This window comes from Pseudomonas sp. NPDC090208, from assembly GCF_044746785.1.
Lineage (GTDB): Bacteria > Pseudomonadota > Gammaproteobacteria > Pseudomonadales > Pseudomonadaceae > Aquipseudomonas.
This window is the reverse complement of sequence record NZ_JBIVCU010000002.1, coordinates 554,482-579,942: the sequence shown is the minus strand read 5'-3', so window position 1 is coordinate 579,942 and position 25,461 is coordinate 554,482. Positions and strand designations below refer to the sequence as shown.

29 protein-coding genes are annotated in these 25,461 nt (G+C 60.2%); 11 read left to right on the top strand and 18 right to left on the bottom strand.

Annotated features, from left to right (window positions below; all coding sequences use genetic code 11):
• Nucleotides 1-75 precede the first annotated feature (75 nt).
• From ACIPL0_RS05660 to ACIPL0_RS05645, 4 genes are all read right to left on the bottom strand, one after another.
• Nucleotides 76-1,089 carry an ABC transporter substrate-binding protein gene (locus ACIPL0_RS05660; RefSeq protein ID WP_400592523.1) on the bottom strand — a complete coding sequence of 338 codons (1,014 nt, stop codon included), beginning with the start codon at nt 1,087-1,089 and terminating at the stop codon, nt 76-78.
• A gap of 60 nt (nt 1,090-1,149) precedes the next feature.
• Entirely contained in the window at nt 1,150-1,641 is a 492-nt protein-coding gene (locus tag ACIPL0_RS05655; protein WP_400592526.1) for a sigma-70 family RNA polymerase sigma factor, read from the bottom strand.
• Nucleotides 1,642-1,881: 240 nt separating this feature from the next.
• Nucleotides 1,882-2,661 (bottom strand): phosphate/phosphite/phosphonate ABC transporter substrate-binding protein, encoded by a 780-nt coding sequence (locus tag ACIPL0_RS05650; protein WP_400592528.1) that lies wholly within the window; start codon nt 2,659-2,661, stop codon nt 1,882-1,884.
• 12 nt (nt 2,662-2,673) lie between these two features.
• Entirely contained in the window at nt 2,674-3,615 is a 942-nt protein-coding gene (locus tag ACIPL0_RS05645) for a fatty acid desaturase (RefSeq protein ID WP_400592531.1), read from the bottom strand.
• Between the two features lie 118 nt (nt 3,616-3,733).
• Here ACIPL0_RS05645 and ACIPL0_RS05640 point away from each other — a divergent pair, with 118 nt between their 5' ends.
• A complete protein-coding gene (locus tag ACIPL0_RS05640) occupies nt 3,734-4,129 on the top strand; it encodes a GNAT family N-acetyltransferase (protein ID WP_400592534.1) in 396 nt (131 codons plus the stop codon).
• A 204-nt stretch (nt 4,130-4,333) separates the two neighbouring features.
• Here ACIPL0_RS05640 and def read toward each other — a convergent pair whose 3' ends face one another.
• From def to ACIPL0_RS05625, 3 genes are all read right to left on the bottom strand, one after another.
• Nucleotides 4,334-4,873 (bottom strand): peptide deformylase, encoded by a 540-nt coding sequence (def, locus tag ACIPL0_RS05635; RefSeq protein ID WP_400592537.1) that lies wholly within the window; start codon nt 4,871-4,873, stop codon nt 4,334-4,336.
• A gap of 62 nt (nt 4,874-4,935) precedes the next feature.
• On the bottom strand, nt 4,936-5,919 hold the full coding sequence (locus ACIPL0_RS05630; RefSeq protein ID WP_400592540.1) for a YihY/virulence factor BrkB family protein: 984 nt from the start codon (nt 5,917-5,919) through the stop codon (nt 4,936-4,938).
• A 252-nt stretch (nt 5,920-6,171) separates the two neighbouring features.
• Nucleotides 6,172-6,363, bottom strand: coding sequence for a CsbD family protein (locus ACIPL0_RS05625; RefSeq protein ID WP_400592542.1), 192 nt, complete (start codon nt 6,361-6,363; stop codon nt 6,172-6,174).
• Nucleotides 6,364-6,589: 226 nt separating this feature from the next.
• On the opposite strand from ACIPL0_RS05625, the gene ACIPL0_RS05620 reads away from it, so the two are divergent.
• On the top strand, nt 6,590-6,970 hold the full coding sequence (locus ACIPL0_RS05620) for a hypothetical protein (protein WP_400592545.1): 381 nt from the start codon (nt 6,590-6,592) through the stop codon (nt 6,968-6,970).
• 152 nt (nt 6,971-7,122) lie between these two features.
• Here the strand turns inward: ACIPL0_RS05620 and ACIPL0_RS05615 are convergent, their stop codons facing one another.
• Together ACIPL0_RS05615 and ACIPL0_RS05610 are read right to left on the bottom strand one after the other, a co-directional pair.
• Entirely contained in the window at nt 7,123-7,521 is a 399-nt protein-coding gene (locus ACIPL0_RS05615) for a DUF2177 family protein (protein ID WP_400592548.1), read from the bottom strand.
• Between the two features lie 115 nt (nt 7,522-7,636).
• A complete protein-coding gene (locus ACIPL0_RS05610) occupies nt 7,637-8,479 on the bottom strand; it encodes a S1 RNA-binding domain-containing protein (protein ID WP_400592550.1) in 843 nt (280 codons plus the stop codon).
• A 244-nt stretch (nt 8,480-8,723) separates the two neighbouring features.
• Here ACIPL0_RS05610 and ACIPL0_RS05605 point away from each other — a divergent pair, with 244 nt between their 5' ends.
• From ACIPL0_RS05605 to ACIPL0_RS05595, 3 genes are all read left to right on the top strand, one after another.
• A complete protein-coding gene (locus tag ACIPL0_RS05605; protein WP_400592552.1) occupies nt 8,724-9,209 on the top strand; it encodes a hypothetical protein in 486 nt (161 codons plus the stop codon).
• Nucleotides 9,210-9,398: 189 nt separating this feature from the next.
• On the top strand, nt 9,399-10,142 hold the full coding sequence (locus ACIPL0_RS05600) for a TorF family putative porin (protein WP_400592554.1): 744 nt from the start codon (nt 9,399-9,401) through the stop codon (nt 10,140-10,142).
• A gap of 63 nt (nt 10,143-10,205) precedes the next feature.
• Complete coding sequence (locus ACIPL0_RS05595) at nt 10,206-11,078, top strand: DUF6279 family lipoprotein (protein ID WP_400592557.1); 873 nt, start codon at nt 10,206-10,208, stop codon at nt 11,076-11,078.
• 133 nt (nt 11,079-11,211) lie between these two features.
• Here the strand turns inward: ACIPL0_RS05595 and ACIPL0_RS05590 are convergent, their stop codons facing one another.
• Complete coding sequence (locus ACIPL0_RS05590; RefSeq protein WP_400592560.1) at nt 11,212-11,607, bottom strand: transcriptional regulator; 396 nt, start codon at nt 11,605-11,607, stop codon at nt 11,212-11,214.
• Nucleotides 11,608-11,787: 180 nt separating this feature from the next.
• Between ACIPL0_RS05590 and ACIPL0_RS05585 the strand changes: the two genes are divergently transcribed.
• Nucleotides 11,788-12,063: a hypothetical protein gene (locus ACIPL0_RS05585; protein ID WP_400592562.1), complete on the top strand. Its 276-nt coding sequence runs from the start codon at nt 11,788-11,790 to the stop codon at nt 12,061-12,063.
• Between the two features lie 125 nt (nt 12,064-12,188).
• Here ACIPL0_RS05585 and ACIPL0_RS05580 read toward each other — a convergent pair whose 3' ends face one another.
• Nucleotides 12,189-13,529, bottom strand: a complete 1,341-nt coding sequence (locus ACIPL0_RS05580; RefSeq protein WP_400592564.1) for a DEAD/DEAH box helicase — start codon at nt 13,527-13,529, stop codon at nt 12,189-12,191.
• Nucleotides 13,530-13,787: 258 nt separating this feature from the next.
• Between ACIPL0_RS05580 and ACIPL0_RS05575 the strand changes: the two genes are divergently transcribed.
• On the top strand, nt 13,788-19,499 hold the full coding sequence (locus ACIPL0_RS05575) for an NEL-type E3 ubiquitin ligase domain-containing protein (protein WP_400592566.1): 5,712 nt from the start codon (nt 13,788-13,790) through the stop codon (nt 19,497-19,499).
• Nucleotides 19,500-19,551: 52 nt separating this feature from the next.
• Here ACIPL0_RS05575 and ACIPL0_RS05570 read toward each other — a convergent pair whose 3' ends face one another.
• From ACIPL0_RS05570 to ACIPL0_RS05560, 3 genes are all read right to left on the bottom strand, one after another.
• Entirely contained in the window at nt 19,552-19,800 is a 249-nt protein-coding gene (locus ACIPL0_RS05570; RefSeq protein ID WP_400592569.1) for a hypothetical protein, read from the bottom strand.
• 214 nt (nt 19,801-20,014) lie between these two features.
• Entirely contained in the window at nt 20,015-20,248 is a 234-nt protein-coding gene (locus tag ACIPL0_RS05565) for a hypothetical protein (RefSeq protein WP_400592572.1), read from the bottom strand.
• 368 nt (nt 20,249-20,616) lie between these two features.
• The gene (locus ACIPL0_RS05560) at nt 20,617-20,850 is read right to left on the bottom strand and encodes a hypothetical protein (protein WP_400592575.1); all 234 of its coding nucleotides are present in this window, start codon (nt 20,848-20,850) and stop codon (nt 20,617-20,619) included.
• Here ACIPL0_RS05560 and ACIPL0_RS05555 point away from each other — a divergent pair.
• Nucleotides 20,849-21,061 (top strand): hypothetical protein, encoded by a 213-nt coding sequence (locus ACIPL0_RS05555; protein WP_400592577.1) that lies wholly within the window; start codon nt 20,849-20,851, stop codon nt 21,059-21,061. The genes ACIPL0_RS05560 and ACIPL0_RS05555 overlap by 2 nt on opposite strands.
• Nucleotides 21,062-21,243: 182 nt before the next feature.
• Here the strand turns inward: ACIPL0_RS05555 and ACIPL0_RS05550 are convergent, their stop codons facing one another.
• On the bottom strand, nt 21,244-21,477 hold the full coding sequence (locus ACIPL0_RS05550; RefSeq protein ID WP_400592572.1) for a hypothetical protein: 234 nt from the start codon (nt 21,475-21,477) through the stop codon (nt 21,244-21,246).
• On the opposite strand from ACIPL0_RS05550, the gene ACIPL0_RS05545 reads away from it, so the two are divergent.
• Nucleotides 21,476-21,688: a hypothetical protein gene (locus tag ACIPL0_RS05545; RefSeq protein WP_400592579.1), complete on the top strand. Its 213-nt coding sequence runs from the start codon at nt 21,476-21,478 to the stop codon at nt 21,686-21,688. The genes ACIPL0_RS05550 and ACIPL0_RS05545 overlap by 2 nt on opposite strands.
• A gap of 181 nt (nt 21,689-21,869) precedes the next feature.
• Here the strand turns inward: ACIPL0_RS05545 and ACIPL0_RS05540 are convergent, their stop codons facing one another.
• The 3 genes from ACIPL0_RS05540 to ACIPL0_RS05530 all read right to left on the bottom strand — a co-directional run bounded on the left by ACIPL0_RS05540 (nt 21,870) and on the right by ACIPL0_RS05530 (nt 23,508).
• Entirely contained in the window at nt 21,870-22,103 is a 234-nt protein-coding gene (locus tag ACIPL0_RS05540; protein WP_400592582.1) for a hypothetical protein, read from the bottom strand.
• 333 nt (nt 22,104-22,436) lie between these two features.
• The gene (locus tag ACIPL0_RS05535; protein WP_400592585.1) at nt 22,437-23,036 is read right to left on the bottom strand and encodes an FMN-dependent NADH-azoreductase; all 600 of its coding nucleotides are present in this window, start codon (nt 23,034-23,036) and stop codon (nt 22,437-22,439) included.
• 157 nt (nt 23,037-23,193) lie between these two features.
• Nucleotides 23,194-23,508: a 3-phosphoglycerate kinase gene (locus tag ACIPL0_RS05530; RefSeq protein ID WP_400592588.1), complete on the bottom strand. Its 315-nt coding sequence runs from the start codon at nt 23,506-23,508 to the stop codon at nt 23,194-23,196.
• Between the two features lie 50 nt (nt 23,509-23,558).
• On the opposite strand from ACIPL0_RS05530, the gene ACIPL0_RS05525 reads away from it, so the two are divergent.
• Together ACIPL0_RS05525 and ACIPL0_RS05520 are read left to right on the top strand one after the other, a co-directional pair.
• Nucleotides 23,559-24,485 (top strand): LysR family transcriptional regulator, encoded by a 927-nt coding sequence (locus ACIPL0_RS05525; protein WP_400592590.1) that lies wholly within the window; start codon nt 23,559-23,561, stop codon nt 24,483-24,485.
• Nucleotides 24,486-24,630: 145 nt separating this feature from the next.
• Nucleotides 24,631-25,437, top strand: coding sequence for an alpha/beta fold hydrolase (locus tag ACIPL0_RS05520; RefSeq protein ID WP_400592593.1), 807 nt, complete (start codon nt 24,631-24,633; stop codon nt 25,435-25,437).
• Nucleotides 25,438-25,461: the final 24 nt, after the last annotated feature.

Below are 25,461 nucleotides of genomic sequence, written 5' to 3'. Positions count from 1 at the left end.
TCTGCCTGATGACTCACGCGTGACTGACACACCTTAATCGCGAGCAAGCTCACTCCTACAGATTCGGCGATGGGATCAGAGGCTGGCCGTCACCTTCTTCGCTACTTCAGCCGGCACCCACGGGTTCCAGATTTCCGGGTGGTCCTTGAGGAAGGATTTCGCCACGGCGTCAGGCTCAAGACGTTTCTCGCTCATCACGCCCAGGGTCTTGTTCAGTTGATCGATGGGCAGATCGACCTTGGCGAAAAAGCTCACCAGATCCGGGTACTGCTGGCGGAACGGTTCCGACACGCCAATCGCCAGGTGCGCCGCCAGCGAGCTTGAGCCGATCGGGTTGGGGTTGCTGGCGTCGGCCAGGGTTTTCCAGGCGGCTTCGTTGAACGGCGGCTCTTCCAGCTTGATCAGCTTGAAACGGCCCAGCAGCGGCGTCGGCGACCAGTAGTAGAACAGCACCGGCTGACCGCGACGGATCGACGAGGCGATTTCCGCGTCCAGCGCCGCGCCCGAGCCGGTGCGGAAGTTGACGTAGCTGTCGGTCAGTTTGTAGGCCTTGAGTTTCTGCGTGTTGACGATTTCCGAGGTCCACCCGGTCGGACTGTTGAGGAAGCGGCCCTGATTGGGTGATTCCGGGTCCTTGAACACGTCCTTGTATTTGGGCAGGTCGAACACGGATTTCAGGTCCGGCGCCAGCGGCTTGATGCCGCGCTCCGGGTCGCCCTTGACCACGAACTCCGGCACCCACCAGCCTTCGGTGGCGCCTTTGACGATATCGCCCAGGCCATGCACCTTGCCTTCCGCCTCGGCTTTCACCCACGCCGGGCTGCGGCCGGCCCATTCCTCACCGATCACCTGAATGTCGTTTTTCGCCAGCGCCGCCTCCAGGCTCACCGTGCTGCCCGGCAGCTTGTCGGTGGGATAGCCGTAGCCCTTCTCGACGATGGTGCGCAGGATTTCCGTGATCAGACTACCGCTTTCCCAGGTGATGTCGCCGAAGTGAATGGGCGTGGGCTTTTCTGCACCGAACGCCGAATGCGTCAGTGCCGCCAACGCCAGCAGCGAGCCGCCCAGCAAGTGTTTGATCGTTGTCATTGTCGTTTCTCGTGGCTCAGAGGATGGAATGGCCCAGTTGGGTTTAGCACAGCACACGCTTCATTCCAGACAAGCGCGCCGGCAACAGGTTTCAGCTTTGTCCATGTAGTCGCTGACCGAGCGCGTGGAGATGCCCAGCGTTCGGGCGATCTGCGGGTAGGTCAGGCCGTCGCCACGGGCCAGCACGAAGGTGGCCTTGACCTTGCCGGGCAGGCGATTGAGGCGCCGGTCGATGCGGTCGAGCAGTTGCAGGGTGGCGGCCAGTTGCTCGGCGGACGCGGCGTGCGCGTCGTCTTCCAGCGCCAGGCGATCGAGATAATCACGCTCCAGATCACGCCGACGCCAGCGCTGGTAGATCAGCCGTTGCGCGATGGTGGTCAACAACGCCCGCGGCTCGCGGATCGCCACCACGTTGGGCGACGCCAGCAGTTGCACGAAGGCTTCCGAGGCAATGTCTTCGGCACAGGCGTGGGAGTCCAGATGACGACTCAGCCGGTTGCACAACCAGCGGTAATGGCGATGGAACAGTTCGCTGATCTCGGCACCGGACATGAAGGTTTCCCGTGGTGAATGACAGGCAGAAGTCCGGTGATCCGGTAGCGCGATGCTAGCAACGGTTTTTATGCGTTAAAAATACTTAAAGGTGATTTTTATATTCCTTCAGATTCTTAAAAGGTTTCCTCCCGTAGGAGCCGGCTTGCTGGCGAACGCGCCGGGTCAGTGAAACAGAGGTTGGCTGACACACCGCCATTCGCCAGCAAGCCGGCTCCTACAGGAGTCCGCGCAAGGCGTTTATATCGCGCTCAATCCTGCCTGTTGGGCCTCGCGCTCGTACTCCAGCAGCACCTGATAATCCGCCTCTGTCGCCGGGAGGACCTGGCTGATGGCCAATACCTTCGCCACGTCCGGCAACTCGAGCAGGGCCTGATTCATCGCCTGGCGAATCACCTCGCCGTCGGCCCCCAGCCGGGTGATGTAGGGCAGACACGGGCCGGTAGCGGTGCGTGCAATCACCTTCAGGCCGGCGACCTCATCGCTGTGGTCGCGGGCCAGGTAATCGAAGGTCACGCTGTCGATGGCCGCCAGATCGCCCTGCCCGGCCTTGATTGCGGCGAGGCTGTTGCGGTGGCCGCCGCTCAGCGACACCTCACCGAAAAACCTGCCGTCCTGTTGCAGCGGCGCCAGCGTGTGGCGAAACAGGTTCATTCCCGAGTTGGAGTCCCGCGAATTGAGCAGACCATGGCTGCCGCGAAACGCGGCCAGGGTCTGCCGAGGATCATCGACCCGCGCCACCAGCAGGCTGCAATGCTGGCCGTCACGGCTGTGTGGCAGTTGGTAGGCCGGGCGCCCGACCACCTGCACCTGCCCGCGCAAGGCGGTCATCAGCGGATAGCCGCAGGTCTGCGTCAGCAACATCTGCGGCGACAACCACAGCCCGTGCAAATCCAGCGCCGACGCATCCAGCCTTTGCGCGCCGAGGCGTTCGAGGACGCGCTCCAGCCATTGCTCCTGCGCCACACGGACCCGCGGCGGAGCGACGTACATGAGTAATTCGGCAAAACCCTGAGACATGAAAAAACGCGCCTAGTGGTAAGGATGCTGGGGACTGTCGATGGCGGAGAAGCTGTGTCGCCGGAACAGTTCAGCATACCCCGGCAGCAGAAAACCACCGCTGCGCGCCAGCCACTGTTCGCGGCGTGCGCGGTAGACCTCGGGAATGTGATACCAGGCCAGCCCCGGCAGATCGTGATGGACCAGATGCAGGTTGAGATTGAGGAACAGCCAGCGCCACGGCCAGCCCGCCTCGTTGATTACCGTGCGCTGGTGCGGATGCTCGTCGGGGCGGTGTTCGTAATAGGAACGGACCATGGAAATCGCCAGCGCCGGCACGCTCGCCAGCAACAGGTAATGCAGGCCGGACAGTGCGCTGTAGCGTTCGATGAAGATGAACATCAGCAGCAGAAAGAAGCCGTGAGTCGACCACATCAGCCAGGCCTGACGGTCGCCGCGCAGCAGGCGCTTCGACTCGTCGCCGATCAGGCTGCACAGCGCCAGCGGCACGCCGAACAGCAGGCGTCCCGGCGGTGTTTTGTCGAGCCAGCGCAACAGACGCATTGCAGGCCCGGTCTGGCGCCAGTGCAACTGGCTCAGGTAGCGGCTTTCCGGGTCGTGTTGCGGGTCAGTGAGGTGTTCGTCGCGGTGATGCAGCAGATGGCTGTCGCGGTACAGGGTGTACGGGTACCACACCGCGAACGGCGCGTAGCCCAGCGCCTTGTTCAACCACAACAGGCGAGTCGGATGGCCATGCAGCAACTCATGCTGCAGCGACAGCCACAACACCAGCAGCGGAATCATCAAGGCCGTGGTCAGCCACACGCCCAGTTGCGGGCTGAACAGCAACAGCGTCGGCCAGCCCGTGTAGACCCCGATCAGCAACAGCCAGGTCGGCCACTCGGTACGACCGGTAAAACCGGCGCGCAGACGCAAAATGTCGTCACGCTGCGCGTCGTCGAGGTAATGGGGCATGTCGGGCTCCTGCATCCGGGCTGTCATTCCCTTGTGCAACGAGGCAGGAAAATCTTGTAGATCGATGGGTTATGACGGTAGAACGAAAACCCCAACCGCTGCCCGCCCGACGCATCCCATGCACTATCAGCCCCTGCCCGACCTGCAACGTCCGCTACTCGACAAGTTCTATCGCGCACACCGGGCCGGCATGCGCGCCAGGGGCGAGGCGCAAATCTGGGTGGCGAAAGACCGGGAAATCGTCGCCGCACTGAACCTGACCCCGGTCGCGGGCGGGCACTGGCTGACCGGACTGTTCGTGGCGCCCGAGCGGCGTGGACGCGGGATTGCCGCGCGCTTGGTGCAAGTGGCGACGGAAGACGTCGAGGGTTGCGTGTGGCTGTTCTGTGACGCGGCGCTGGCTGATTTCTACGCGCGAATGGGCTTCGCCGAAACCACTGTCATGCCGCAAGCGCTGGCGGATCGGCTGGCACGTTATCGCCAGACCAAGGCGTTGATTGCGATGGTGCGTTGAACCGTTGACGTGTGGAGTTCCTACGATGGAGCAGGTCTGCCCGGGAAGCACCGGACACCACGAAAACCGTAGGAGTGAGCACTGCTCGCGATGGCGTCAGGTCAGACACCAAGATGTCAACTGACCCACTGCCATCGCGAGCAAGCTCACTCCTACAGGTACAGGACCCTGTCAGGTCAGTTCACCAGCGCCGAGCGAAAATCCTCAATCATCCGCATTCGGGTCCATGTCGGGGAACAGCACTTCGGTGAAGCCGAAACGGCTGAAATCGGTGATGCGTGAGGGGTAGAGACGGCCGATCAGATGGTCGCATTCATGCTGCACCACCCGTGCATGAAAACCATGGGCCACGCGCTGGATCGGCTTGCCGTCGGGGTCGAAGCCTTCGTAACGGATATGGGCGTAGCGCTCGACCACCCCACGCAGCCCCGGCACCGACAGGCAACCTTCCCAGCCCTCTTCCAGCGTCGGTTCAAGCGGTGTGATCAAAGGGTTGAGCAGGATGGTCTGCGGCACGGCTTCGGCGTCCGGGTAACGTTCGCTGCGGTCGAAACCGAAGATCACCAGTTGCAGGTCGACGCCGATCTGCGGCGCTGCCAGCCCGACGCCGCCAACGCTGTGCATGGTTTCGAACATGTCGTCGATCAGGGTTTTCAGCTCGGCGGAACCGAACATCGACTCAGGCACCGGCGGCGCGATGCGCAGCAGACGTTCGTCACCCATTTTCAGAATTTCGCGAATCATGGCAGAACCTTTTGAAGTGGCGGATGCGCCGGGTCAGATGACACATCCTGCCACAACTCCGTTCAGGATTCGTCGGCCTTCAACGCCGGGTGCCCCAACTCGTCATGATCATGGGAGTGATCGCGGCCCAGCCCCGACACGTGCTGCTTCTCGAATGACGCATCGGCGCCGCCATCACCGGGGACCTTCTCGCCAGCGTCCTTGCCTTCGGCGGACATGTGCTCGATCACCGCGTTCATCTCCGCGCCGAGCAGCAACACCGCCGAGGAAATGTAGAAATACAGCAGCAGCACGATGATCGCGCCGATGCTGCCGTACATGGCGTTGTAGTCGGCGAAGGTCTTGACGTAGTAGGCAAAGCCCAGCGACGCGATGATCCACACCACCACCGCCAGCACCGAGCCGGGCGTGATGAAGCGGAAGGTCTGTTTCACGTCCGGCATCACGTAATACATGATCGCCACCGCCACCATCATCAGCAGGATGATTGCCGGCCAGCGCACGATGGTCCACAGCGTCACGATGAAGTCTTCCATGCCGATCTGCGCCGCCAGCCAGCTCATCACCTGAGGACCGGTGACCATCAGACCGGCCGTCGCCAGCATCATCCCGGCAATGCCGATGGTGTACAGGATCGACAGCGGAATGCGCTTCCACACCGGACGTCCTTCCACCACGTCGTAGGCGGCATTCATTGCGCTCATCAGCAGGCGCACACCGGCCGACGCCGTCCACAGGGCGATGACGATACCCACCGACAACAGCCCGCCCTTGGATTGCTGCAACTGATCGATCACCGGGTTGACCTGGTCCAGCGCTTGCGGCGGCAGCACCAGTTCCGACTGCAGGCGCAGCCAGCTGAAGAAATCCGGCAGGTGCAGGAAGCCGATCAGCGCGATCAGGAACAGCAGGAAGGGAAACAGCGAAAACAGCATCTGATAAGCCAGTGCCGAGGCATACGTCGACATCTCGTCATCGAGAAACTCTTTGACCGTTTTGACCAACACCGTCGTCAGACGCAACTGGCGCAAATCCGGGAATATCATGGCGTCTCCTTTCGCGACGTATCTGAAACACATTTACCTGTACGAGGGGGCAAACGCTGGGAAATTCCGCATGCCCGCAACAACGGGCCGGCTTTTTACATTGAGTTAAGCACTTTTGTCATGGCTGTTATGTTTCAGAATCTGCCCGGGCGGACACGACAACGGCCATCCCGGGATGGCCGCTACAGGTCGCTGAGGGTTCGCTGCCCGGACGGCGGCCATCTCTTCGAGACGGCCCCGGGCACGCAGGCGTCAGGCCTTGTCGACACCCTTTTTCACGGCGTCCTTGGTCTTGCCGAGCGCTTGTTGAGCCTCCCCCTTGAGTTCTTGCGCCTTGCCTTCGGCGCGCAGTCTGTCGTTGTCGGTGGCCTTGCCCACGCCTTGCTTGACGTTGCCGACCGCTTCGTTGGCCATGCCTTTGACTTTATCGCTGGTGCTGCTCATGGATGTCACTCCTGGGAAAGAGTTCCCGGTTGAGAATCGCGTTGTCATCACATCGACGTAACGGTTGACGGGCGTCTATCCCAGGAGTTTCAAGTTTTTTCCGAGTGGCGGGCGGACGGATGTAACAGCACTTTTCATCACTTCCGCCAGTTTTGCCTTTATGTTTGTTCGGCAACCCCGGAGAATGCGCGCCCGGATTCACGTCACAGAGCTTCACAGGAACGTTATGAAAATCGACAAGCAGCAGGCCATCGCACGGCGCAACGAGCAACTGGGCGGAGCCGTGCTCGGCACCAACAACACCCACTTCGCCGTGCTGGACCCCAAACGCAACATCTGGTGGTTCGACCTGCCGGTAAGCCGCCTTGCCGTCGGCCAGTACGAATGGCTGCACCTGCTGCTGCACACGCCAGCGACGGACGAGTTGATTCACCTGAAAGTGACGACGAAATTCATGCGCGAGAATCTTGAAGGTCTGACCATTCGCAACGAGGGCAAGCGCAAGTCCACGGTCAGCCTGGAACTGTCCGCCGACCGCGACTCGTTCCTCAAGGACATGCGCCCGACGGGTTCGAATTTGAGTTTTGTGGGGTTTGTGCAGAAGTAACAGCTCGGCTTTTCACACGCCCGTTGTAGGAGCTGGGTTGCCCTGCGACCGGCTGCGCAGCAGTCGTAAATCCGGTGTTTGCGGTGTGTCAGGATTGCACAGTCGTCAGGGTTTACGACTGCTTCGCAGCCGGTCGCAGGACAAGCCAGCTCCTACAGGGATCGTGCCACGCCATACCCCACACTCCCCGCCACCGCCGAAGCAAACGTCCCCCACGCCCAGTCGAGCAACGCCAGTTGCGCCGGCCAGCCCTGCAACGTGGCCCAGTTGGTCAGGTCGTATGTGCCATAAGCCATGATCCCCAGCAGCGCGCTGTAACCGGCGGCATGGGCCAGGCTGACGCGTCTGAGCCCCGGCAGCACGCCGATCAGCACGATGCCTGCGATATAGATCAGGTAAAACAGCAGCGCCGGCAGGATCACCGGCTGCGCACGCATCAGCGGTCCGAGCAGTTCGCGATAGGTCGGCCCCATCAACACGCCCAGCCACAGGCCGTCGAGCAGCAGAAAAGTCAGCAGCGTGGACAGATACGCGACAAGCCATCGTTTCATGGGAGAGCCCCTGCATCGTCACCCGTAGCGGGTGCCTTCAAGGGCTGAGACCCCGCGCCCGGCGACGAGTGCTGCAAACATCCGTCGACGACGCGGGAACGCAGGAGGGATCAGCTCAGACCAGCTCGATGCGGTCTGGATGAATGACGATCTGGCCTTGCTTGTACAAGCCGCCAATCGCCTTCTTGAAGTTGCCCTTGCTGACACCGAACAGGTCGCTGATCACCTTCGGGTCGCTCTTGTCGCTGACCGCCAGCACGCCGTTGTTCTGGCGCAGCTTGTCGAGGATCTGCGCGTTCAGACCGCTGGCCAGTTGCTCGCCCACCGGCTGCAGGCTCAGGCTGATCTTGCCGTCGGCGCGCACTTCCTTGATGAAGCCTTTTTCCTGCATGCCCGAACGCAGAAACTTGAACACCTCGTTCTTGTGGATCAGGCCCCAGTGCTTGTTGTCGATGATGGCCTTGAAGCCCATGGCGGTTTCTTCCACCACCAGCAGGTCAACGGGCTGGCCCGCCTTGTAGCTGACCGGCGCCTTGTCCAGGTAGCGATCCAGCCGGGTGGTCGCAGTGATGCGCCGGGTGTGCTTGTCCAGGTAGGCATGCACCACGCAGTAGTCACCGGCCTTGAGCGGGCGCTTTTCTTCGGAGTACGGCAGCAGCAGGTCCTTGGACAGGCCCCAGTCCAGGAAGATGCCGATGCTGTTGACTTCCTTGACCTTGAGGCTGGCAAATTCGCCGACCTGCATTTTTGGTTTTTCCGTGGTGGCGATCAGCTTGTCATCGCTGTCCAGGTAGATGAAGACGTTCAGCCACTCTTCTTCGTCCTCATCCTGGGAAAGCCCCTTGGGCACATAGCGATTGGGCAGCAGGATCTCGCCATCCGCGCCGCCGTCCAGATACAGACCGAAGTCCGTATGTTTCACCACTTGCAAACTGTTGTAGCGCCCAACTAAAGCCATGTCCGGATACCTTCGTTACGTGGGCGGCATTCTAGCCGAGATTGCCCCGCAGTGCCGGTTCCGCGGGGCGTTTGCAACGTGGCTTCCAATATGGCTTCCAACAAGGCAGTCCGAGATGGCAGTCCGACGCGGCACGAAAGCTCTGCTTTACTGTCTGCTGATAACCGGCGCGTTGTCGCCTGGCCTTGGGGGCCTCGCAGGCACGGCGCGGCCCGATGACCGAACGCCTCAGCGGAATTGCCACATGAAAAAATGGATGTTCTTAGGCGCCCTGCTCTGTCTGGGCCTGGGCGGTTGTGCGACGCGCAATTGCGACACCTCGACGATCGGCAGCCCGTGCCGCGCCGACTATCTGCTGTATCAGAACGACATGCTGCAAGCCAAATGGATGATCAACGAGCGCCGCCAGGAAAACTACGAACTGGCCAGCGCCCTGCTCAAGCGCGCGGCGAAACAGGACCGTACCGGCGAGGCCGAGTTTTATCAGGCGGTGCTGTTGCTGCGGCTGAATGCCGAAGAGTCGCAGGTCAACGGCATGCTGCAGGACGCGGCCGACCGCAAGTACCCGCTGGCGATTGCCCTGCTCGCCCAGCAGGCCGGCATGCGTGACCAGGAAAAGGCCCGCGCCTATCGCTTGCAGTACGATCAACTGGACGTCGCCAAGAGCGGTTACCCGTCGTTTCAGCAGGCGCTGATCGTGGTCAACAAGCTGGTGTCGTTGAACAACTGATCGCAAAGTTCAATTTTTCTGTGACAAATCGACCGACGGTCGCGTCCCCCGATCATTCATGGGTATGCTTGCGGGGCTCTAGCTCGCGGTTCCTATCGAGTCATCAGCCGTCCAGACGTGACGGTTTCGATTACGACAGCTTCGATATGACACCTTCGATCCACTCCTGTGAACCTTGAGGAGTGAAGCATGCCTCATGCTCGCCGTTTTTCCCGATGGGCCGGGTCACTGTTGACCGGCACTCTGCTGACCTGCCAGTTCGCCAGCGCCCAGGTGATGGAACGCGAACTGGGCGATTTCAGCCTCAAACTCGGTACCACCCCCAGCCGCACCATGGCGCAGGGTCTGGTTACCCCCGGCAAGGGCGACGCCACCTTCCATGGCGGCCTGGACCTGACCCACGACAGCGGTTTCTACTTCGGCCAGTGGTCGCCCAGCGCGGGCCTGACGCCGGACAGCACGCTGGAAGTCGACTCCTACCTGGGTTTCAAGAAACCGTTCGATCAGACCCTGGGCTATGAACTGGGGGTGATCCGTTACAGCTACCCCAACACCAGCCAGATCGACAGCCATGAGCTGTATGCCGGCTTTCGCATCTTCGACAGCCGTATTGGCACCGCCTTCAGCACCGACGCCGGGCGTCAGGACAGCACGCTGTTTCTCGATCTCGGCGGCATGGTGCCGCTGGGCATGGACCTGCGCATGCAATACGGCAACCACCAGCTCGACAGCCCGGCGCTGATCGACGGCGGCGGCATGGTCAGCACCTACAACGACTGGTCGTTCAACCTGTCGCGGCCGTGGCTGGGCATGGACATGAACCTGATGTACAGCGGCTCCAGCCTGTCCGGCGCCGACTGCAGCGCCTACAGCGGCCACAACAGCCAGTGCGAAAGCACGGTGACACTGAAAGTGGTGCGCTCGTTTTTCTGATGGGCTGAACCGGCATGGCACAACCTGCTCTATAACTGGGAGACGAACGAGCAAGGAGCTGTCATGGGTATCGTGTCGAAGGTCTGTCTCGGGTTGTGGCTGACCCTGTCCCTGCTGGTCGGTTGCAGTCAGATCGGGCTGACGTACCGGCATCTGGATCTGATCATTCCGTGGTCGCTCAACGACTACCTGGACATGAACGCCTCGCAGAAGGACTGGCTGGACGAGCGCCTCAAGGAACACCTGAGCTGGCACTGCAGCACGCAGATTCCCGGCTATCTGAGCTGGCTCGACCGCCTGCAAAGCATGGTCGAAACGGGACAGGTCAATGAAACGCAACTGAAGGCGCGCACCGCCGAAGCCCGTCAGGCCATCGCGACCATTTCCCGGGAAATCACCCCTTCGGCAGTGGGTTTGCTGCGCCAGTTGAACGACCAGCAAGTGGCGGAAATGCAGGCCGCCTTCGCCAAGGACTTGAGCAAACACGAAGCCGAATTCGTCGATCAGCCGCTGGACCGGCAGATCCGCGACCGTGCCCAGCGCATGGAAAAACGCCTGAATCCGTGGATCGGCAAGTTGAACCCAGCGCAGAAGGACCGCGTCATGCAGTGGTCGACCTCGCTGGGCGAACAGAACCGCGTGTGGATCGACAACCGCGCGCACTGGCAGTCATTGCTGGTGACGGCGGTGAAACAGCGTCAGGCCGCAGATTTCGATCAGAAGATCGCCCGCTTGCTGCAAGACCGCGAGACGTTCTGGACCGCGGAATACCGCGATGCCTACGACCACACCGAACAGGCCGCCATTTCGCTGATCAACGACCTGATGGCGCAAAGCTCACCAGAACAGCGACAGAAGCTCCTGGCGAAGATTGCCGATGTGCGGCAGGACTTCATGGATTTGAGCTGTCTGAAGGCGGCGAACAAGGCGGCGTGAAATCGAATACTGCACCGTTCTTGTGGGAGCCGGCTTGCTGGCGAATACGCTGGATCAGACGCATCAATGTCGCTGACCCAACGCATTCGCCAGCAAGCCGGCTCCCACAAATAAGATCGGCGCTCAGCCTGAGTCACGCCACCTGCGCTTTCGACGACACCTGATCAAAGGTCTCCGGGTCCAGCGCGTCGACCTGTTCGTCCAGTACCTGGCGCGGATGGTCGTTGCCGGGGATGCTGCTGTCGATCATTGCCAGCAGGCTGGAACCCCGTGGCGTGAGGACGAAGTTCTCACCGTTGCCGCCCTCTTCTTCCGGGCGTGACTCGATGAAACCGCGCTTGAACAGCAGGGCTTCCAGATCGGCGGCGCGCATCTTCAGGGCATCCAGATCCCCGGGGTTTTCGCCTTCAGCGGCCTTGGCAGCGGCATGCTCTTCCGCGTACTTGCGCGGCGCGAACGGCTTGCCGGCGCTGTTCTGCACTTCGTGCAGCAGACGCTCGACCAGATCCCAATCGTATTTGTCAGCCATATTCCAACCTCCTGCAGGGAATGGTGACCCGAGACATCCCGTCCCCGGGCCTGGTGCTCAGTAGGTGTGACCCGGCGCAGGGCACGCCGTTCAGCCGGCGGGCCGGACGGTCGAAGGCTGAACTTTTGTCGGACGCGCGGCCTCCATTCCAGTAAGCCCGCCATGGAAACAGAGGCCACCATGAAAACCCTGATGAGCATCGCCGCCGCCCTGACGTTGCTCGCGACCACGCAAGTGTTCGCCTGCACGCCGGAGGAAGCCGAAGCCAAACGCGAACAGCTGGCGCAGGAAGTGCAGAAACTGACCCAGCAGAATCCGGCGAAAGCCAAGGAGTTGAATCAGGAGATCAAGGACATGCAGCTGGAAACCGCCAGCAAGGATTTGCCAGACAAGTGTCAGCTGATCGACCAGCGATTGAAGGAGATGGATGAAGCGGCGAAGAAGGCGCAGGGGTGACATTGAACCTGTAGGAGTGAGCTTGCTCGCGATTACGGTTTGTCAGTCAACACTTCTGCCTATGACGAACTGCAATCGCGAGCAAGCTCACTCCTACAATGGAGCTTCATGCACCGAAAGCGGTGTTACTCAGAAACCGGCGGACGGACTACGCGCTTTTTCAACGGCGCCAGGCCATCCTGGCTGACCAGCGAATCGGACTTCGGCCGGTTCACGGTCTTGCGTTTGGTCAGCGCCTTGGCGGCGGCTTTTTTCTTGTCGCCCTTGGCATCGGTCTTTTTCTTCTTGACGCCAACCGCCTTGCCCGACGCCTTGACCTTCTTCGGCCCGCCGTAGGTGCCTTTGACTTCCTTGATCACGCGGCGCTCGAACTTCTGCTTCAGGTAGCGCTCGATGCTCGACATCAGGTTCCAGTCGCCATGGCAGATCAGCGAGATCGCCAGACCTTCGCTGCCGGCACGGCCAGTACGACCGACGCGGTGCACATAGTCGTCACCGGAACGCGGCATGTCGAAGTTGATCACCAGATCCAGACCTTCGACGTCCAGGCCACGGGCAGCGACATCGGTGGCCACCAGGACCTTCACACCGCCCTGCTTCAGGCGCTCGATGGCCAGCTTGCGGTCTTTCTGATCCTTGTCACCGTGCAGCACGAACGCCTTGTATTCCTGGGCGACCAGACGGCCGTACAGGCGGTCGGCCATGGCCTTGGTGTTCGTGAAGATGATTGCTTTCTGGTAGGTCTCGTTGGCCAGCAGCCAGTTGAGAATCTGCTCTTTGTGCACGTTGTGGTCAGCGGTCAGGATCTGCTGACGGGTGCCGCTGGCCAGCTCGCTGACGCTGTTGACCTGCAGGTGCTCAGGGTCTTTCAACACCTTGGCGATCATCTCGCGCAGGCCCGAACCACCGGTGGTGGCCGAGAACAGCAGGGTCTGCTGACGGTTGGCGCATTCGTTGGCCAGACGCTCGACGTCTTCGGCAAAGCCCATGTCGAGCATGCGGTCGGCTTCGTCGAGCACCAGCACCTCGACCTTTTCCAGGTCCAGGTTGCCGGCGTTGAGGTGCTCCAACAGGCGACCCGGCGTACCGATCAGAATGTCCGGCACCTTGCGCAGCATCGCAGCCTGCACCTTGAAGTCTTCGCCGCCGGTGATCAGGCCGGACTTGATGAAGGTGAACTGGGAGAACCGCTCGACTTCCTTGAGGGTCTGCTGGGCCAGCTCGCGGGTCGGCAGCAGGATCACCGCGCGGATGTCGACGCGCACCTGAGCCGGGCCGATCAGGCGATTGAGGATCGGCAACACGAACGCGGCGGTCTTGCCGCTGCCGGTCTGCGCCGTCACCCGCAGGTCACGCCCTTCCAGCGCCAGCGGAATGGCCGCGGTTTGCACAGGCGTAGGCTCGACGAAATTGAGTTCGGCCACGGCTTTGAGCAGGCGTTCGTGCAGGGCGAATTGGGAGAACACGGGTGTTACCTCGGCGGAATGCAAAAAAACAGTCGCATAGGGTAACGGTTTCGCGGGCATCCGCCGAGTTTCTTTACCTCGAAGTGCCCATTTTGTTGATGAAGACACCTGCCAACAGTTCCCGGGGCTCACCGTTTGATGCCGGCGATGTCGAGTTGATCATGCCAGCGAAGCCCCCGAAACACTTATATGTAGTGCCTTGTTGCGGGAGCGCATCAATACCCTCGGATGCCTGTTATCACTGATAAAGGCACTGAAATGACCCCACTCTCCAACGCTGATCCGGCCAGTCACGCTACACCGCTCTCCGGCCTCAAGGTCCCCCAATGGTTGCTCGACGCGCCTTCAGACAGCCGCGCCCAGTTGCGCCAACTGGGCATAAAGCCAAAACCGTGGGTGGCGCCAGCGCCTGCCGAGGTTGAAAAACTGCACGCCTACTATGCTCGCCATCTGGTCTATGAACGGCAGCTGGGCGAAGCCCTTGCCCAGTTGCCCAGCATTGAAAACTTTGCCGAGCCGCTGCTCAAAGCCGCCATCCAGGAACGTTTCGGTCTGGACCTGGACGTCCGCAGCACCTATCTGTTTCACGCGCAACAGGTCGACACAAGCACCTCGTTCGCGCAGTTGTCACAGGACCCGATGGCTCGGCTACAGGTGGCGCTCAAGCGCGCAACACAGCCGCTGCTGGCCGCCGCCCTGCAGAACTTCGAGGCCAGAGAAGCCGAAGCCGGCGGAATGAATGGGCCGGACGGGCAAAGCTCGGGAATTTTCCGTACTTACCCCGTCAACGGTATCCTGATCGAGGGCGATGAGGTGGACATCACTCCCCACGCATTCGCTTCGCTTTGCCGCGAGCTGGATCTGGGGGGCAAATACCAGGCCCTGATTGACTCGCTGGTCAAACCAGTCGATGGGCCGGGTGAGGCCGAGGGCGTCGCGACTGCCAACCGTCGTGGGCTGTTCATGAAGGCCGAGCATTCGGCGTTCCAGGTGCAAGTGCAGCTGGCCTTCTTGAACGGCCTGATCGACGAGCCGATGCGTGACATGGCGTTGAGCGTGGTGCGCAAAGGCCAGCCGACAGCGGAGGCTCCGCTGGCAACCAGCAGTTTTCTGCGGCTGTGGGACGTCGAACTGACCGGCGTCGCCATGATTAGCAAGAACCGCGACGAAAGCAGCAGCGTCGAACCGGTGCTGGTCTACCTGCCGAACGATCCTGAAACCCCGATCAAGATGTACCCGTCGTCTGCACACTTTCACGATGCGCTGCGCGACCGGATGCTCAAACCCGACTATCTGAAATTTTTCGAGCGCTACATTCCGGCTCGCCAGCGCAGCGACATCGTCAAGCGGTTGAACGCCGTGCTCTATCCGATGGTGTCGTCGCTGGACGGCAGCTACCAGACCATCGATAAAAACGCACAACTGCACTTGCGTGACGAGCAGATGAAACGAGGTCTGGTGGCGAGTGTATGTACTCAGAAAGTGGCGGTGCTCCGAGACGATGGCCTGTTCCAGGCGGTGCCCACGGCCGCCGAGGACCGGAAATCCCTGATCGAAAAAGTCGAATATTTCGCCAACACGGCGCTGACCGTGCTCAATACCGCGGTATTCGTCGTTCCCGGTCTGGGCGAAGTGATGCTGGCGGTGACCGCCGGGCAACTGCTGTATGAAACCTACGAAGGCATTGAAGATTTGAGCCATGGCGAAAAGGAGCAGGCCTGGAACTACCTGATGGACGTCGCGGAAAACCTCGCGCTGATGGCCGCCCTTGGCGCCGCACCCGATCTTCAGGCCCCCGAACTGATCAGCCAGATGCGCAAGGTGCAGATGCCGGACGGCAGCACCCGCCTGTGGAAACCGGATATCACGCCATTCGCCCACGATATCGAATTACCCGCCGGGCTCAAGGCCGATGCCTCTGGCCTGTACGCTTTCCAGAACACGTTGTGGCTGCCCCTCGACGGCCGGACCTTCGCGGTGAAAGCCTCGACCGAGACATCCACCTATCGCCTCGAACACCCCACCCGCGCCAATGCCTATGCGCCAGAACTGCGACACAACGGCGCCGGTGCCTGGCTGCACGAGCTGGATCAGCCGCTGGACTGGCAAGGACTGACGCTGTTGCGTCGCCTCGGTCCTTTGGCAGAGCCGTTTTCCGATGACTATCTGCAACTCATCCTGGAAACCAGCGGCGTCCACGAATCCGCCTTGCGTCATGCCCTGACAGAGCTCGCTTCCCCGCCGGCCCTGCTGGTCGACGCCATGCAGCGTTTCGGGATCGATTGGGAGCTGGAGCAATTCCTGAAAAAGATGGATGCCGGCGATACCAGCGCCGACCCGCTTTTGCAGGCTCGACTGCTGCAGGAACTGCCCGGCTGGCCGCAGGGAGTGCCTGTGAATCCACACGTCGACGACGTCGTGACCGAAGCACTGCGCGGGCTCGACGAACCTGCCATCAAGACCCTGCTCGGGGAAGAACCGGGCATTGGCCAGATCGCCGCAGAGGTGCGAGCCGGGCAACTGCGCAAGCGGCTGACCGAGACGGCCCATGCCCGCCGCGATCAACTCTTTGCGCAACGCTATGCACAGCTTCAGGCCAGCAGCCGTTCCGAGGTGGCCGTTGTGCAGCGGGATTTCAGCAGCTTGCCGACGCCGGTGGTGGAAGAATTGCTGCGTCACGCCAGTCAGGAGGAACTCACACAATTGCGCGATGAGCTACGCGTACCGTCGCGTCTGGCCGAAGAAGCGCGGGCATTTGTGCAGCAAATTCGCCTGAGCAGGGCTTATGAGGGGCTGTATGTGGATTCGGTGGACAACCCCGACACCCACAAGCTCATCCTGCATACCCTCGAAACACTGCCCGGCTGGCCCGGAAGTATCCGTATCGAGGTGCGCGACCGCACGTTTACCGGCCCGTTGCTCGACAGCATCGGCGCGGCAGACGCTGCCGAGCTCAAGGTGTTGATCAAGGACGGCGACGGCTACCTGGCTCAGGACGCCGACAATCAGAGCCTGCATGGTCGCGACAATGTGTATGGAGCGTTGCTGCATGTCCTGCCTGATCAGGTCCGCAGCGCCTTGCACATACCCGAGGTGTGGAAGGCCGGCGAGCTGAAAGACTTCATCCAGGAAGAACCGCTGCTCGCGCGGCGCACGTTGATGGGCGTGCTGCAGATGGAACCGGCAAAGCCTGCGAGCCGTTCGCCCATGCGTCTGGCCGACGGCCGTATCGGTTATCCGTTGAGTGGCAAAGGGGCGATGGCCGGTTACATCAGCGAGGAAAGTCTGCTGGACAAGATTCGCCTGCTGGAATTCGAGGACGCGTTTGCCGAAGACATCCTGCGTACCTTGAGCGTCAACCTCACCCGTGAGCAGATCAGCGCACGCCTCGATCAGCTTTTCGATGAACAGATCGCACTGCGTAACAGCCTGCAACCCTGGTGGAACGCATTGGACCGAGAGACCTCGGTCAACGACGTACGACGAGAGAACCGTCGGACGCTGGAACAGGCCCTCTGGCAACACTGGCGTGCGACGGCGTTGCCTGAACTGGGCCGGGCGATCCCGACGCTACGTCTGGGTAATTTCTACGTCAGGGATTTTCCTGCCGAACTGCCGGCCTTCATCAGCGAGCGGACAACGTCGCTGGCCTTGCAACGTGTACGCATGGCCTTTCCGTGGGAAGACGAGCACCTGGGCTTCGAAGGGCAAACCCCGGAGGTCGTGCTCCGGCATTTCCCCAATCTGACGTTTCTGGAAGTCGTCAACAGTGAAAGCTCCCGGGACTGGTCCATGGACATGCCCGGTCAGATCGCGCGACTGATGCCCCGGATCGAAACGCTTTCCCTGAGCGGGACCATGCTGCGCGACACCCGGGCTTTTCGCACCATGCCACACCTGCGTCGACTCGACTTGAGCGGCAACAATCTGCACTTCGAGGCCTTCGACATCAGTGGTTTGACCCTCGACTACCTGGGGCTGGAACGAACCAATCTGAGCCATTGGCCAGTCGCTCTTCACGTGCAGGCAATGAGCTCCATCGCCGTGGTGTCGCTGGCTAACAACCGGATCGGCGCCCTGCCGGAATTCCTCATGCTGGGCGGCACCGAGGCCGGACCACACTCGCTTGTTCGACTGCAAGGCAATCCCCTGCAGCACAGAGCAATCACCAGGGCGCGTATCAGCGAATGGTCAGGCTCTCGCTATCGTTTTGAACTCGATGTGCCCGAATCGTTGCTGCCCCAACTTGAAACCATCGAACAGGAACGCACGGCGTTGCTTGCCGCGCTGCACAGCTGGAATCCTGTCAGCGAAGCAACACCCATCAACCTGTCACGCACTCGGACCGTCGAGGAACTTGCGCGCTTCTGGCATGACGGTGCCGATAACCTGATTCAACCCGTACTGACCCTGGATGCCGAAGCCGTCGCGGACTTCCCCGACACGTTACCCGAAGCCTTTTTTCAGCGAGTGCGCTACCTCACCGTCGGTCACACCACTGACAACATCGACCAGCTCAACCAACTGCTGCCGCGCTTTCCACAGTTGACCGCTGTGAGCCTGAGCGAAACCCCTTCACTCAGCAGCCTGCCAGAAGTACTGGTGTCGCTGCCCATGGTCGAGATTCTGGACCTGAGCGGCCTGGATCTGGTTATTGATCAGGCAGCCATCGACTTCATGGCGCGCATGCCAGCGATGAGTCAGTTGATTCTGGACGGCAACACCATTGGTGCGATCACTGACGTGTCGGCACTGGCAATTCGCAATCGTCTGTCGCTCGAACTGCGCAACGTTGGTCTGGAGGAATGGCCGGCCTGGCTGGATCAGACCACTGTGCAATCAATGGACTCGCTGGTCTTGCGTGATAACCGGATCACCGAACTGCCAGAGTGGTTGCTGAGCAACCCGCACAATACGGAATCTCACACCTACATCGATCTGCACCTCAACCCGTTGTCCCGCGACGCCATGACCCGCGCTCATTTATCCAACGCCTATAACCGCACCTACGGTTTCGAGATGGACCTGCCTGAAGATATTCGAGAGCTGCGCAGGCCGCGGCATGAGTCTGATGGCAGCACTTCCGAATCAGAGGACTCCGATGCCGAATCGCCTGAGACACCGAGTGAACCGTGGCTCAATGGCCCCATGGAACTGAGCACCCGTCGCGGCGAAGTCTGGCAACGACTGGAGGACAGTAACGAAGCGCCGGACCTGTTGGCATTGATCGACGGATTGCGCGCCACAGCTGACTATCGGGAGAGCGCCAGCCGTGTCGAACTCATCGAACGGGTCTGGCATGTGCTTGAAGCGGCGTCGCAGGATCCGGCGTTGCTGCAGACCCTCAATGGCATGGCTGAAGAGCCACTGATCCAGATGCGCACCCACACTACCTGCGCGGACGGCATCCGCCTGGAATTCAACCAGATGGAGGTCCAGGTGTTCATTCGCCAGTCACTGCGCGAGGTGCCCGAAGAGCAGCGTGGTTCGTCGCTTTATCGGCTGGTGCGCCGACTGTATCGGCTGGACGAGCTGGACAATGCGGCCCGACAACAGACCGGCAGCCGCGACGAAGCAGAAGTGCGCCTGTTGTATCGCCTGACCTGGGCGACAGAGCTCGATCTGCCGTTACCGCCTCGACAAATGCTGTTTGCACCAGTGGCCAATGTCACGCGGCTGGAGCTGGACCAGGCACTGGATCGGGTCTACAACGGCGAGACCGGCCAGCCGTTCATGGAGTACGCCATTCACAGGGATTTCTGGCAGGCGTACTTGCGCGACACTTATGCCGAGCGTTTCCGCACCTTGAAGGACGCTTTCGAGGAACAAGTGCTGGCGCTGATTGACCTCTACCCCGGTGATACACCGGAACAGGCCAGCGAACGGATCCTTGCACTGGAGGTGCAATACAAGGCAGATGAATTGCTGTTGCTGCAACAATTGACCGAAGAAAAGGGACGCGAGATCTGACAGAAACAAAAAGCCCGGCATCCGCCGGGCTTTTGGGGTCTTGCAGCGCAACTCACTCGTAGCGCTGATACTGCGAACCGAACTCTTTGCGCACTTCGGCGACGATCACGCTGTGCGACGACGAGCTGGCGAAAGGCTGGGCGGCTTGCTTGTCAGCGGCTTTGGCGTCGATGGCGGTGGCGTGGATATAGGTCGGTTCGAGAACGATAGTCTGGCCGGCGGTGGAAGCTTGAGGCGCGGCGAAAGCCGAGCTGGCAGCCAGAACCGACAGTGCGAAGCCAAGGGCGATGGATTTTTTCATGATGATCACTCCGGTAAGTTGGGGGTGTTTCGTTTTGTTGGATTCAATGTATGCCCATCACCGAAGCATTAAAAAACACCGCTATTTATTCCAGACATCAGGGGCGCTGATTATAGCCATTCCCCTATCGACCTTATTCATTCGTTCTATCTGGCTTTACACCGGATAAACAAAAAGCCCGGCATCTGCCGGGCTTTTGTTGTTACCGCGAAACTTACTCGTAACGCTGATATTGCGAACCGAACTCTTTGCGGTTCTGGGCAACGATCACGGTGCCGGCTTTGCTTTCGAAAGGTTTGACCACGTCTTTGCTGGCAACTTTGCTGTCCAGAACGGTAGCGCTGGAAGCATCGACGATGGCGCGCTGATAAGTTTTTTCAGGGCTGGCCATGGCCGAACCGGCAGCCAGGATCGAGAGTGCAAAACCAAAGGCGATGGACTTTTTCATGATCGTATTCTCCGGTAAGTCGTTTGAGTTTGAAGAGGGTTTAAATCGTTTCGTTGGAGTAACTTTATGCGGAGTGACGAGGGATGAGAAACCATGCTTCGAAATAGCCAACATCAGCGTGGTTGATATCGAGAGAGAAGGCTCTAGGTCGAGGCCTTGCATGGGTTCACAGCCTTCATGCCCAACACAAATCCCCGTGGGAGGGAGCTCTGCTCGCGAAAGCATTCGTCCAGTCAATGTTGCAGTGGCTGACCTGGCGCTTTCGCGAGCAGGGCTCCCTCCCACGGGGACTGCGTTTGCAACATAAAAATGGGAAACATATAAAAAAAGCCCGGCATCTGCCGGGCTTTTAGGTGTTACCGCGAAACTTATTCGTAACGCTGATACTGCGAACCGAACTCTTTGCGGTTCTGGGCAACGATCACGGTGCCGGCTTTGCTTTCGAAAGGTTTGATCACGTCTTTGCTGGCAACTTTGCTGTCCAGAACAGTAGCGCTGGAAGCATCGACGATGGCGCGCTGATAAGTCTTTTCAGGGCTGGCCATGGCCGAACCGGCAGCCAGGATCGAGAGTGCAAAACCAAAGGCGATGGACTTTTTCATGATCGTATTCTCCGGTAAGTCGTTTAAGTTTGAAGAGGGTTTAAATCGTTTCGTTGGAGCAACTTTATGCGGAGTGATGAAGGATGAGAAACCACGCTTCGGAATAACCAACATCAGCGTGGTTGATATCGAGAGGAACAGCTCTAAGTCGAGGCTTTTCATGGCTTTCACAGCGTTCACGATTGATGCGGAAGAAGTCCGGCTGGCATAAATCCCCGTGGGAGGGAGCCCTGCTCGCGAAAGCATTCGTCCAATCAATATTGCAGTGGCTGACCTGGCGCTTTCGCGAGCAGGGCTCCCTCCCACGGGGACTGTGTGAACAAGGCGATTAGCGGAAAACATACAAAAACAAAAAGCCCGGCATCTGCCGGGCTTTTGTTGTTACCGCGAAACTTACTCGTAACGCTGATACTGCGAACCGAATTCTTTGCGGTTCTGGGCAACGATCACGGTGCCGGCTTTGCTTTCGAAAGGTTTGACCACGTCTTTGCTGGCAACTTTGCTGTCCAGAACAGTAGCGCTGGAAGCATCGACGATGGCGCGCTGATAAGTCTTTTCAGGGCTGGCCATGGCCGAACCGGCAGCCAGGATCGAGAGTGCAAAACCAAAGGCGATGGACTTTTTCATGATCGTATTCTCCGGTAAGTCGTTTGAGTTTGAAGAGGGTTTAATTCGTTTCGTTGGAGCAACTTTATGCGGAGTGACGGGAGATGAGAAACCAAGCTTCGGAATAGCCAACATCAGCGTGGTTGATATCGAGAGGAATAGCTCTAAGTCGAGGCTTTTCATGGCTTTCACAGCGTTCACGATTGATGCGGAAGAAGTCCGGCTGGCATAAATCCCCGTGGGAGGGAGCCCTGCTCGCGAAAGCATTCGTCCAATCAATATTGCAGTGGCTGACCTGGCGCTTTCGCGAGCAGAGCTCCCTCCCACAGGGGATCCGATTCACAACTCACTAACGGAAAACATATAAAACAAAAAGCCCGGCATCTGCCGGGCTTTTGTTGTTACCACAAAACTTACTCGTAACGCTGATACTGCGAACCGAATTCTTTGCGGTTCTGGGCAACGATCACGGTGCCGGCTTTGCTTTCAAATGGTTTGATCACGTCTTTGCTGGCAACTTTGCTGTCCAGAACGGTAGCGCTGGAAGCATCGACGATGGCGCGCTGATAAGTCTTTTCAGGGCTGGCCATGGCCGAACCGGTAGCCAGGATCGAGAGTGCAAAACCAAAGGCGATGGACTTTTTCATGATCGTATTCTCCGGTAAGTCGTTTAAGTTTGAAGAGGGGTTTAAATCGTTTCGATGGAGTAACTTTATGCGGCGGGCCGGGGGATGAAAAACCAAGCGTGCGAATAACAAACATCAGTGCCGTTGATACGCACGGCGGGAGGCTCTGGCGCGGGTGATACACGCGTCAATACGACCTAAAGACGGGGGTGCCGCCTGTGCCCAGGCCAATAAAAAGCCCGATGACCCGGCGCAATCTGGCAGGTCATCGGGCAATGCACTCAGGAGCGGTTCGAGCGCCAAAGGGGTGTCGATGAGACGCGAGCAGTGTCACTCGCCGCCATTAACGGTCGATTAAGCCACCTGTGCGAGCTTGGCCACCGCCTGGTTCAGGCCTTTCTCGGAGAAGTCGCCGCCCATGTTCAGGCCTTCGGCGTGAATGAAGGTGACGTCGTGGATACCGATGAAACCCAGCACCTGACGCACGTAGGGTTCCTGGTGATCCAGGGTGCTGCCGGCGTAGATGCCACCGCGCGCCGTGAGCACGTAAGCGCGCTTGCCGGTCAACAGGCCTTGCGGGCCGGTTTCGCCGTACTTGAAGGTGACGCCGGCACGCAGCACATGGTCGAACCAGGATTTCAGCGTGCTCGGAATCGCGAAGTTGTACATCGGCGCAGCCAGCACCACGACGTCGGCGGCGATCAGTTCGTCGGTCAGTTCGTTGGAGCGCTCCAGCGCAGCCTGTTCGGCGGCGGTGCGCTGATCCTGTGGCTTCATCCAGCCGCCCAGCAGGTCGATGTCCAGGTGTGGCACCTGTTTGACCGCCAGATCGCGCACAGTGATTTCGTCAGCCGGGTGGGCGTTGCGCCATTGGCTGATGAATTGCCGAGTCAGTTGACGGGAAACGGAATCCTGCTGACGGGCGCTGCTTTCGATGACGAGTACGCGAGACATGTGGGTGGCTCCAGCGAATGAATGAGTGTGTGAATTCGATGGAGTGAAGGTTAAGCGTGACTAAATCGATAAAAAAGCGTAAAAAACTGCTGCTAAATATCTAATAAATTGTTTTGTTGGCAGAGAGGCCTTGCCTGCCCTGCCATGGACATCGGGCTTACTGCGGCTCGCAGCTCAGCTGGATACGCAGCTTGACGATCTCGCGGTTGAACTTGGCGGTGACCTCGGTGCTGCTCTTCGGCGCCACCTGCACGCGACGGGTGCGCGGTGCTTCCGGGCCGTTGCGAAACACCACGGTGCACTTGGCCGGCACGTCGCCGTAGTTGTTCACCGAGATGTTGCCGATGTCATAGGCGGTGTCATGGCTGTTGTAGTCGATTTGCACGCCCTTGATCTGTTTCTCGACTTCGATGGGATACGCGAACGCAGTCAGGGGCAGCATCGCCAGCAGCACACAACAGAATTTTTTCATGCGGCAGTCTCCAGTGAGGGACCGCCACTTTAGGACAACAGGAACGATAGATGAAAGCGCCCCGCGTGACCCTTGATCAATGGCGCACCCTGCAGGCGGTCGTCGACCACGGCGGCTTTGCCCAGGCCGCCGAAGCCCTGCACCGCTCGCAATCGTCGGTGAGCTACACCGTGGCGCGCATGCAGGACCAGTTGGGTGTGCCGCTGCTGCGCATCGACGGCCGCAAGGCGGTGCTGACCGAGGCTGGCGAGGTACTGCTGCGCCGTTCGCGGCAATTGGTGAAAAGCGCCAGCCAGCTGGAAGACCTGGCCCATCACATGGAGCAAGGCTGGGAGGCCGAAGTGCGCCTGGTAGTGGACGCCGCTTATCCCAACGCCCGCCTGGTACGCGCGTTGACCGCGTTCATGCCGCAGAGTCGTGGCTGCCGCGTGCGCCTGCGCGAAGAAGTGTTGTCCGGGGTCGAGGAGGTCTTGCTCGAAGGCGTGGCTGACCTGGCGATCAGCGGTTTCAGCATTCCGGGGTATCTGGGCACGGAAATGAGCGGCGTCGAATTCGTCGCCGTGGCCCATCCGGAACACTCCCTGCACCAGATGCAGCGCGAGCTGAACTTTCAGGATCTGGAAAGCCAGCTGCAGGTGGTGATCCGCGACTCCGGGCGCAATCAGCCGCGCGATGTCGGCTGGCTCGGCGCTGAGCAGCGCTGGACCGTGGGCAGTCTGGCCACCGCCGCCACCTTCGTCAGCAGCGGGCTGGGCTTTGCGTGGCTGCCACGGCACATGATCGAACGGGAGCTGCGCGAAGGCGTGCTGAAAATGCTGCCGCTGGATAAAGGTGGCAGCCGCCGTCCACAGTTCTATCTTTATGCCAGCAAGGACAAACCGCTGGGCCCGGCGACGCAGATTCTGGTGGAGTTGATCCGCACCTTCGACACCGCGCCGCTGGATGCGCCGTTTGCGGCGCCGCAGCAGGTGGTTTGATTCAACGTATACGGATTTCCTGTAGGAGCCAGCTTGCTGGCGAACCCATTTGCTCAGACACCCGTATGGCGAATGGCACACCGCATTCGCCAGCAAGCCGGCTCCCACAGGTGGTATTCCACTCTTGCTACAAGGACGTTTGACCATGCCCTACTTCGAACACGACGGTTGTGCCCTGCATTACGAAACCTTCGGCCAGGGCGAGCCTTTGCTGCTGGTCCACGGGCTGGGTTCCAGCGCGCAGGACTGGGAATACCAGATCCCGGCGCTGGCCGCGCGCTATTGGGTGATTGCCGTCGATGTGCGCGGCCACGGGCGGTCGGACAAGCCTCATGAGCGCTATAGCATCCCCGGTTTCAGCGCCGACATCGAAGCCTTGCTCGATCACCTGCAGACCGGCCCGGTGCATCTGGTCGGCCTGTCGATGGGCGGCATGATCGGTTTTCAGCTGGCGGTGGATCAGCCGCCACTGCTCAAGAGTCTGTGCATCGTCAACAGCTCGCCGCAGGTGAAGGTCAAGAGCTTCAGCGACTTTCGTCAGGTGGCCAAGCGCTGGGTGCTGGCGCGGCTGGTCAGCATGGAGGCGATCGGCAAGGGTCTGGGCCGTAACCTGTTTCCGAAACCGGAACAGGCCGAGTTGCGCGAAAAAGTCGCCCGACGCTGGGCGCAGAACGACAAGCGCGCGTACCTCGCCAGTTTCGACGCCATCGTCGGCTGGGGCGTGCAAGAGCACCTGTCGCGGATCAGTTGCCCGACGTTGATCGTCACCGCCGATCGCGACTACACCCCGGTGGCCCTGAAACAGGCCTACGCCGCGCTGATACGCGATGCGCGGGTGGTGGTGATCGAGGATTCACGCCATGCCACACCGCTGGACCGGCCGGACAAGTTCAATCAGGTGTTGCTGGAGTTTCTGGCGGCGCATCGGCAGCCAGCCGCCGCACTCCCGTAGCAGTCCGGCTTGCCGGCGGTGACG

Bases quoted from the DNA above. Each gene is read 5' to 3' on its own strand.
- ACIPL0_RS05660 (WP_400592523.1), bottom strand. From the start codon at position 1,089: ATGACAACGATCAAACACTTGCTGGGCGGCTCGCTGCTGGCGTTGGCG.
- ACIPL0_RS05655 (WP_400592526.1), bottom strand. From the start codon at position 1,641: ATGTCCGGTGCCGAGATCAGCGAACTGTTCCATCGCCATTACCGCTGG.
- ACIPL0_RS05650 (WP_400592528.1), bottom strand. From the start codon at position 2,661: ATGTCTCAGGGTTTTGCCGAATTACTCATGTACGTCGCTCCGCCGCGG.
- ACIPL0_RS05645 (WP_400592531.1), bottom strand. From the start codon at position 3,615: ATGCCCCATTACCTCGACGACGCGCAGCGTGACGACATTTTGCGTCTG.
- ACIPL0_RS05640 (WP_400592534.1), top strand. From the start codon at position 3,734: ATGCACTATCAGCCCCTGCCCGACCTGCAACGTCCGCTACTCGACAAG.
- def (WP_400592537.1), bottom strand. From the start codon at position 4,873: ATGATTCGCGAAATTCTGAAAATGGGTGACGAACGTCTGCTGCGCATC.
- ACIPL0_RS05630 (WP_400592540.1), bottom strand. From the start codon at position 5,919: ATGATATTCCCGGATTTGCGCCAGTTGCGTCTGACGACGGTGTTGGTC.
- ACIPL0_RS05625 (WP_400592542.1), bottom strand. From the start codon at position 6,363: ATGAGCAGCACCAGCGATAAAGTCAAAGGCATGGCCAACGAAGCGGTC.
- ACIPL0_RS05620 (WP_400592545.1), top strand. From the start codon at position 6,590: ATGAAAATCGACAAGCAGCAGGCCATCGCACGGCGCAACGAGCAACTG.
- ACIPL0_RS05615 (WP_400592548.1), bottom strand. From the start codon at position 7,521: ATGAAACGATGGCTTGTCGCGTATCTGTCCACGCTGCTGACTTTTCTG.
- ACIPL0_RS05610 (WP_400592550.1), bottom strand. From the start codon at position 8,479: ATGGCTTTAGTTGGGCGCTACAACAGTTTGCAAGTGGTGAAACATACG.
- ACIPL0_RS05605 (WP_400592552.1), top strand. From the start codon at position 8,724: ATGAAAAAATGGATGTTCTTAGGCGCCCTGCTCTGTCTGGGCCTGGGC.
- ACIPL0_RS05600 (WP_400592554.1), top strand. From the start codon at position 9,399: ATGCCTCATGCTCGCCGTTTTTCCCGATGGGCCGGGTCACTGTTGACC.
- ACIPL0_RS05595 (WP_400592557.1), top strand. From the start codon at position 10,206: ATGGGTATCGTGTCGAAGGTCTGTCTCGGGTTGTGGCTGACCCTGTCC.
- ACIPL0_RS05590 (WP_400592560.1), bottom strand. From the start codon at position 11,607: ATGGCTGACAAATACGATTGGGATCTGGTCGAGCGTCTGCTGCACGAA.
- ACIPL0_RS05585 (WP_400592562.1), top strand. From the start codon at position 11,788: ATGAAAACCCTGATGAGCATCGCCGCCGCCCTGACGTTGCTCGCGACC.
- ACIPL0_RS05575 (WP_400592566.1), top strand. From the start codon at position 13,788: ATGACCCCACTCTCCAACGCTGATCCGGCCAGTCACGCTACACCGCTC.
- ACIPL0_RS05570 (WP_400592569.1), bottom strand. From the start codon at position 19,800: ATGAAAAAATCCATCGCCCTTGGCTTCGCACTGTCGGTTCTGGCTGCC.
- ACIPL0_RS05565 (WP_400592572.1), bottom strand. From the start codon at position 20,248: ATGAAAAAGTCCATCGCCTTTGGTTTTGCACTCTCGATCCTGGCTGCC.
- ACIPL0_RS05555 (WP_400592577.1), top strand. From the start codon at position 20,849: ATGATCGTATTCTCCGGTAAGTCGTTTAAGTTTGAAGAGGGTTTAAAT.
- ACIPL0_RS05560 (WP_400592575.1), bottom strand. From the start codon at position 20,850: ATGAAAAAGTCCATCGCCTTTGGTTTTGCACTCTCGATCCTGGCTGCC.
- ACIPL0_RS05545 (WP_400592579.1), top strand. From the start codon at position 21,476: ATGATCGTATTCTCCGGTAAGTCGTTTGAGTTTGAAGAGGGTTTAATT.
- ACIPL0_RS05550 (WP_400592572.1), bottom strand. From the start codon at position 21,477: ATGAAAAAGTCCATCGCCTTTGGTTTTGCACTCTCGATCCTGGCTGCC.
- ACIPL0_RS05540 (WP_400592582.1), bottom strand. From the start codon at position 22,103: ATGAAAAAGTCCATCGCCTTTGGTTTTGCACTCTCGATCCTGGCTACC.
- ACIPL0_RS05535 (WP_400592585.1), bottom strand. From the start codon at position 23,036: ATGTCTCGCGTACTCGTCATCGAAAGCAGCGCCCGTCAGCAGGATTCC.
- ACIPL0_RS05530 (WP_400592588.1), bottom strand. From the start codon at position 23,508: ATGAAAAAATTCTGTTGTGTGCTGCTGGCGATGCTGCCCCTGACTGCG.
- ACIPL0_RS05525 (WP_400592590.1), top strand. From the start codon at position 23,559: ATGAAAGCGCCCCGCGTGACCCTTGATCAATGGCGCACCCTGCAGGCG.
- ACIPL0_RS05520 (WP_400592593.1), top strand. From the start codon at position 24,631: ATGCCCTACTTCGAACACGACGGTTGTGCCCTGCATTACGAAACCTTC.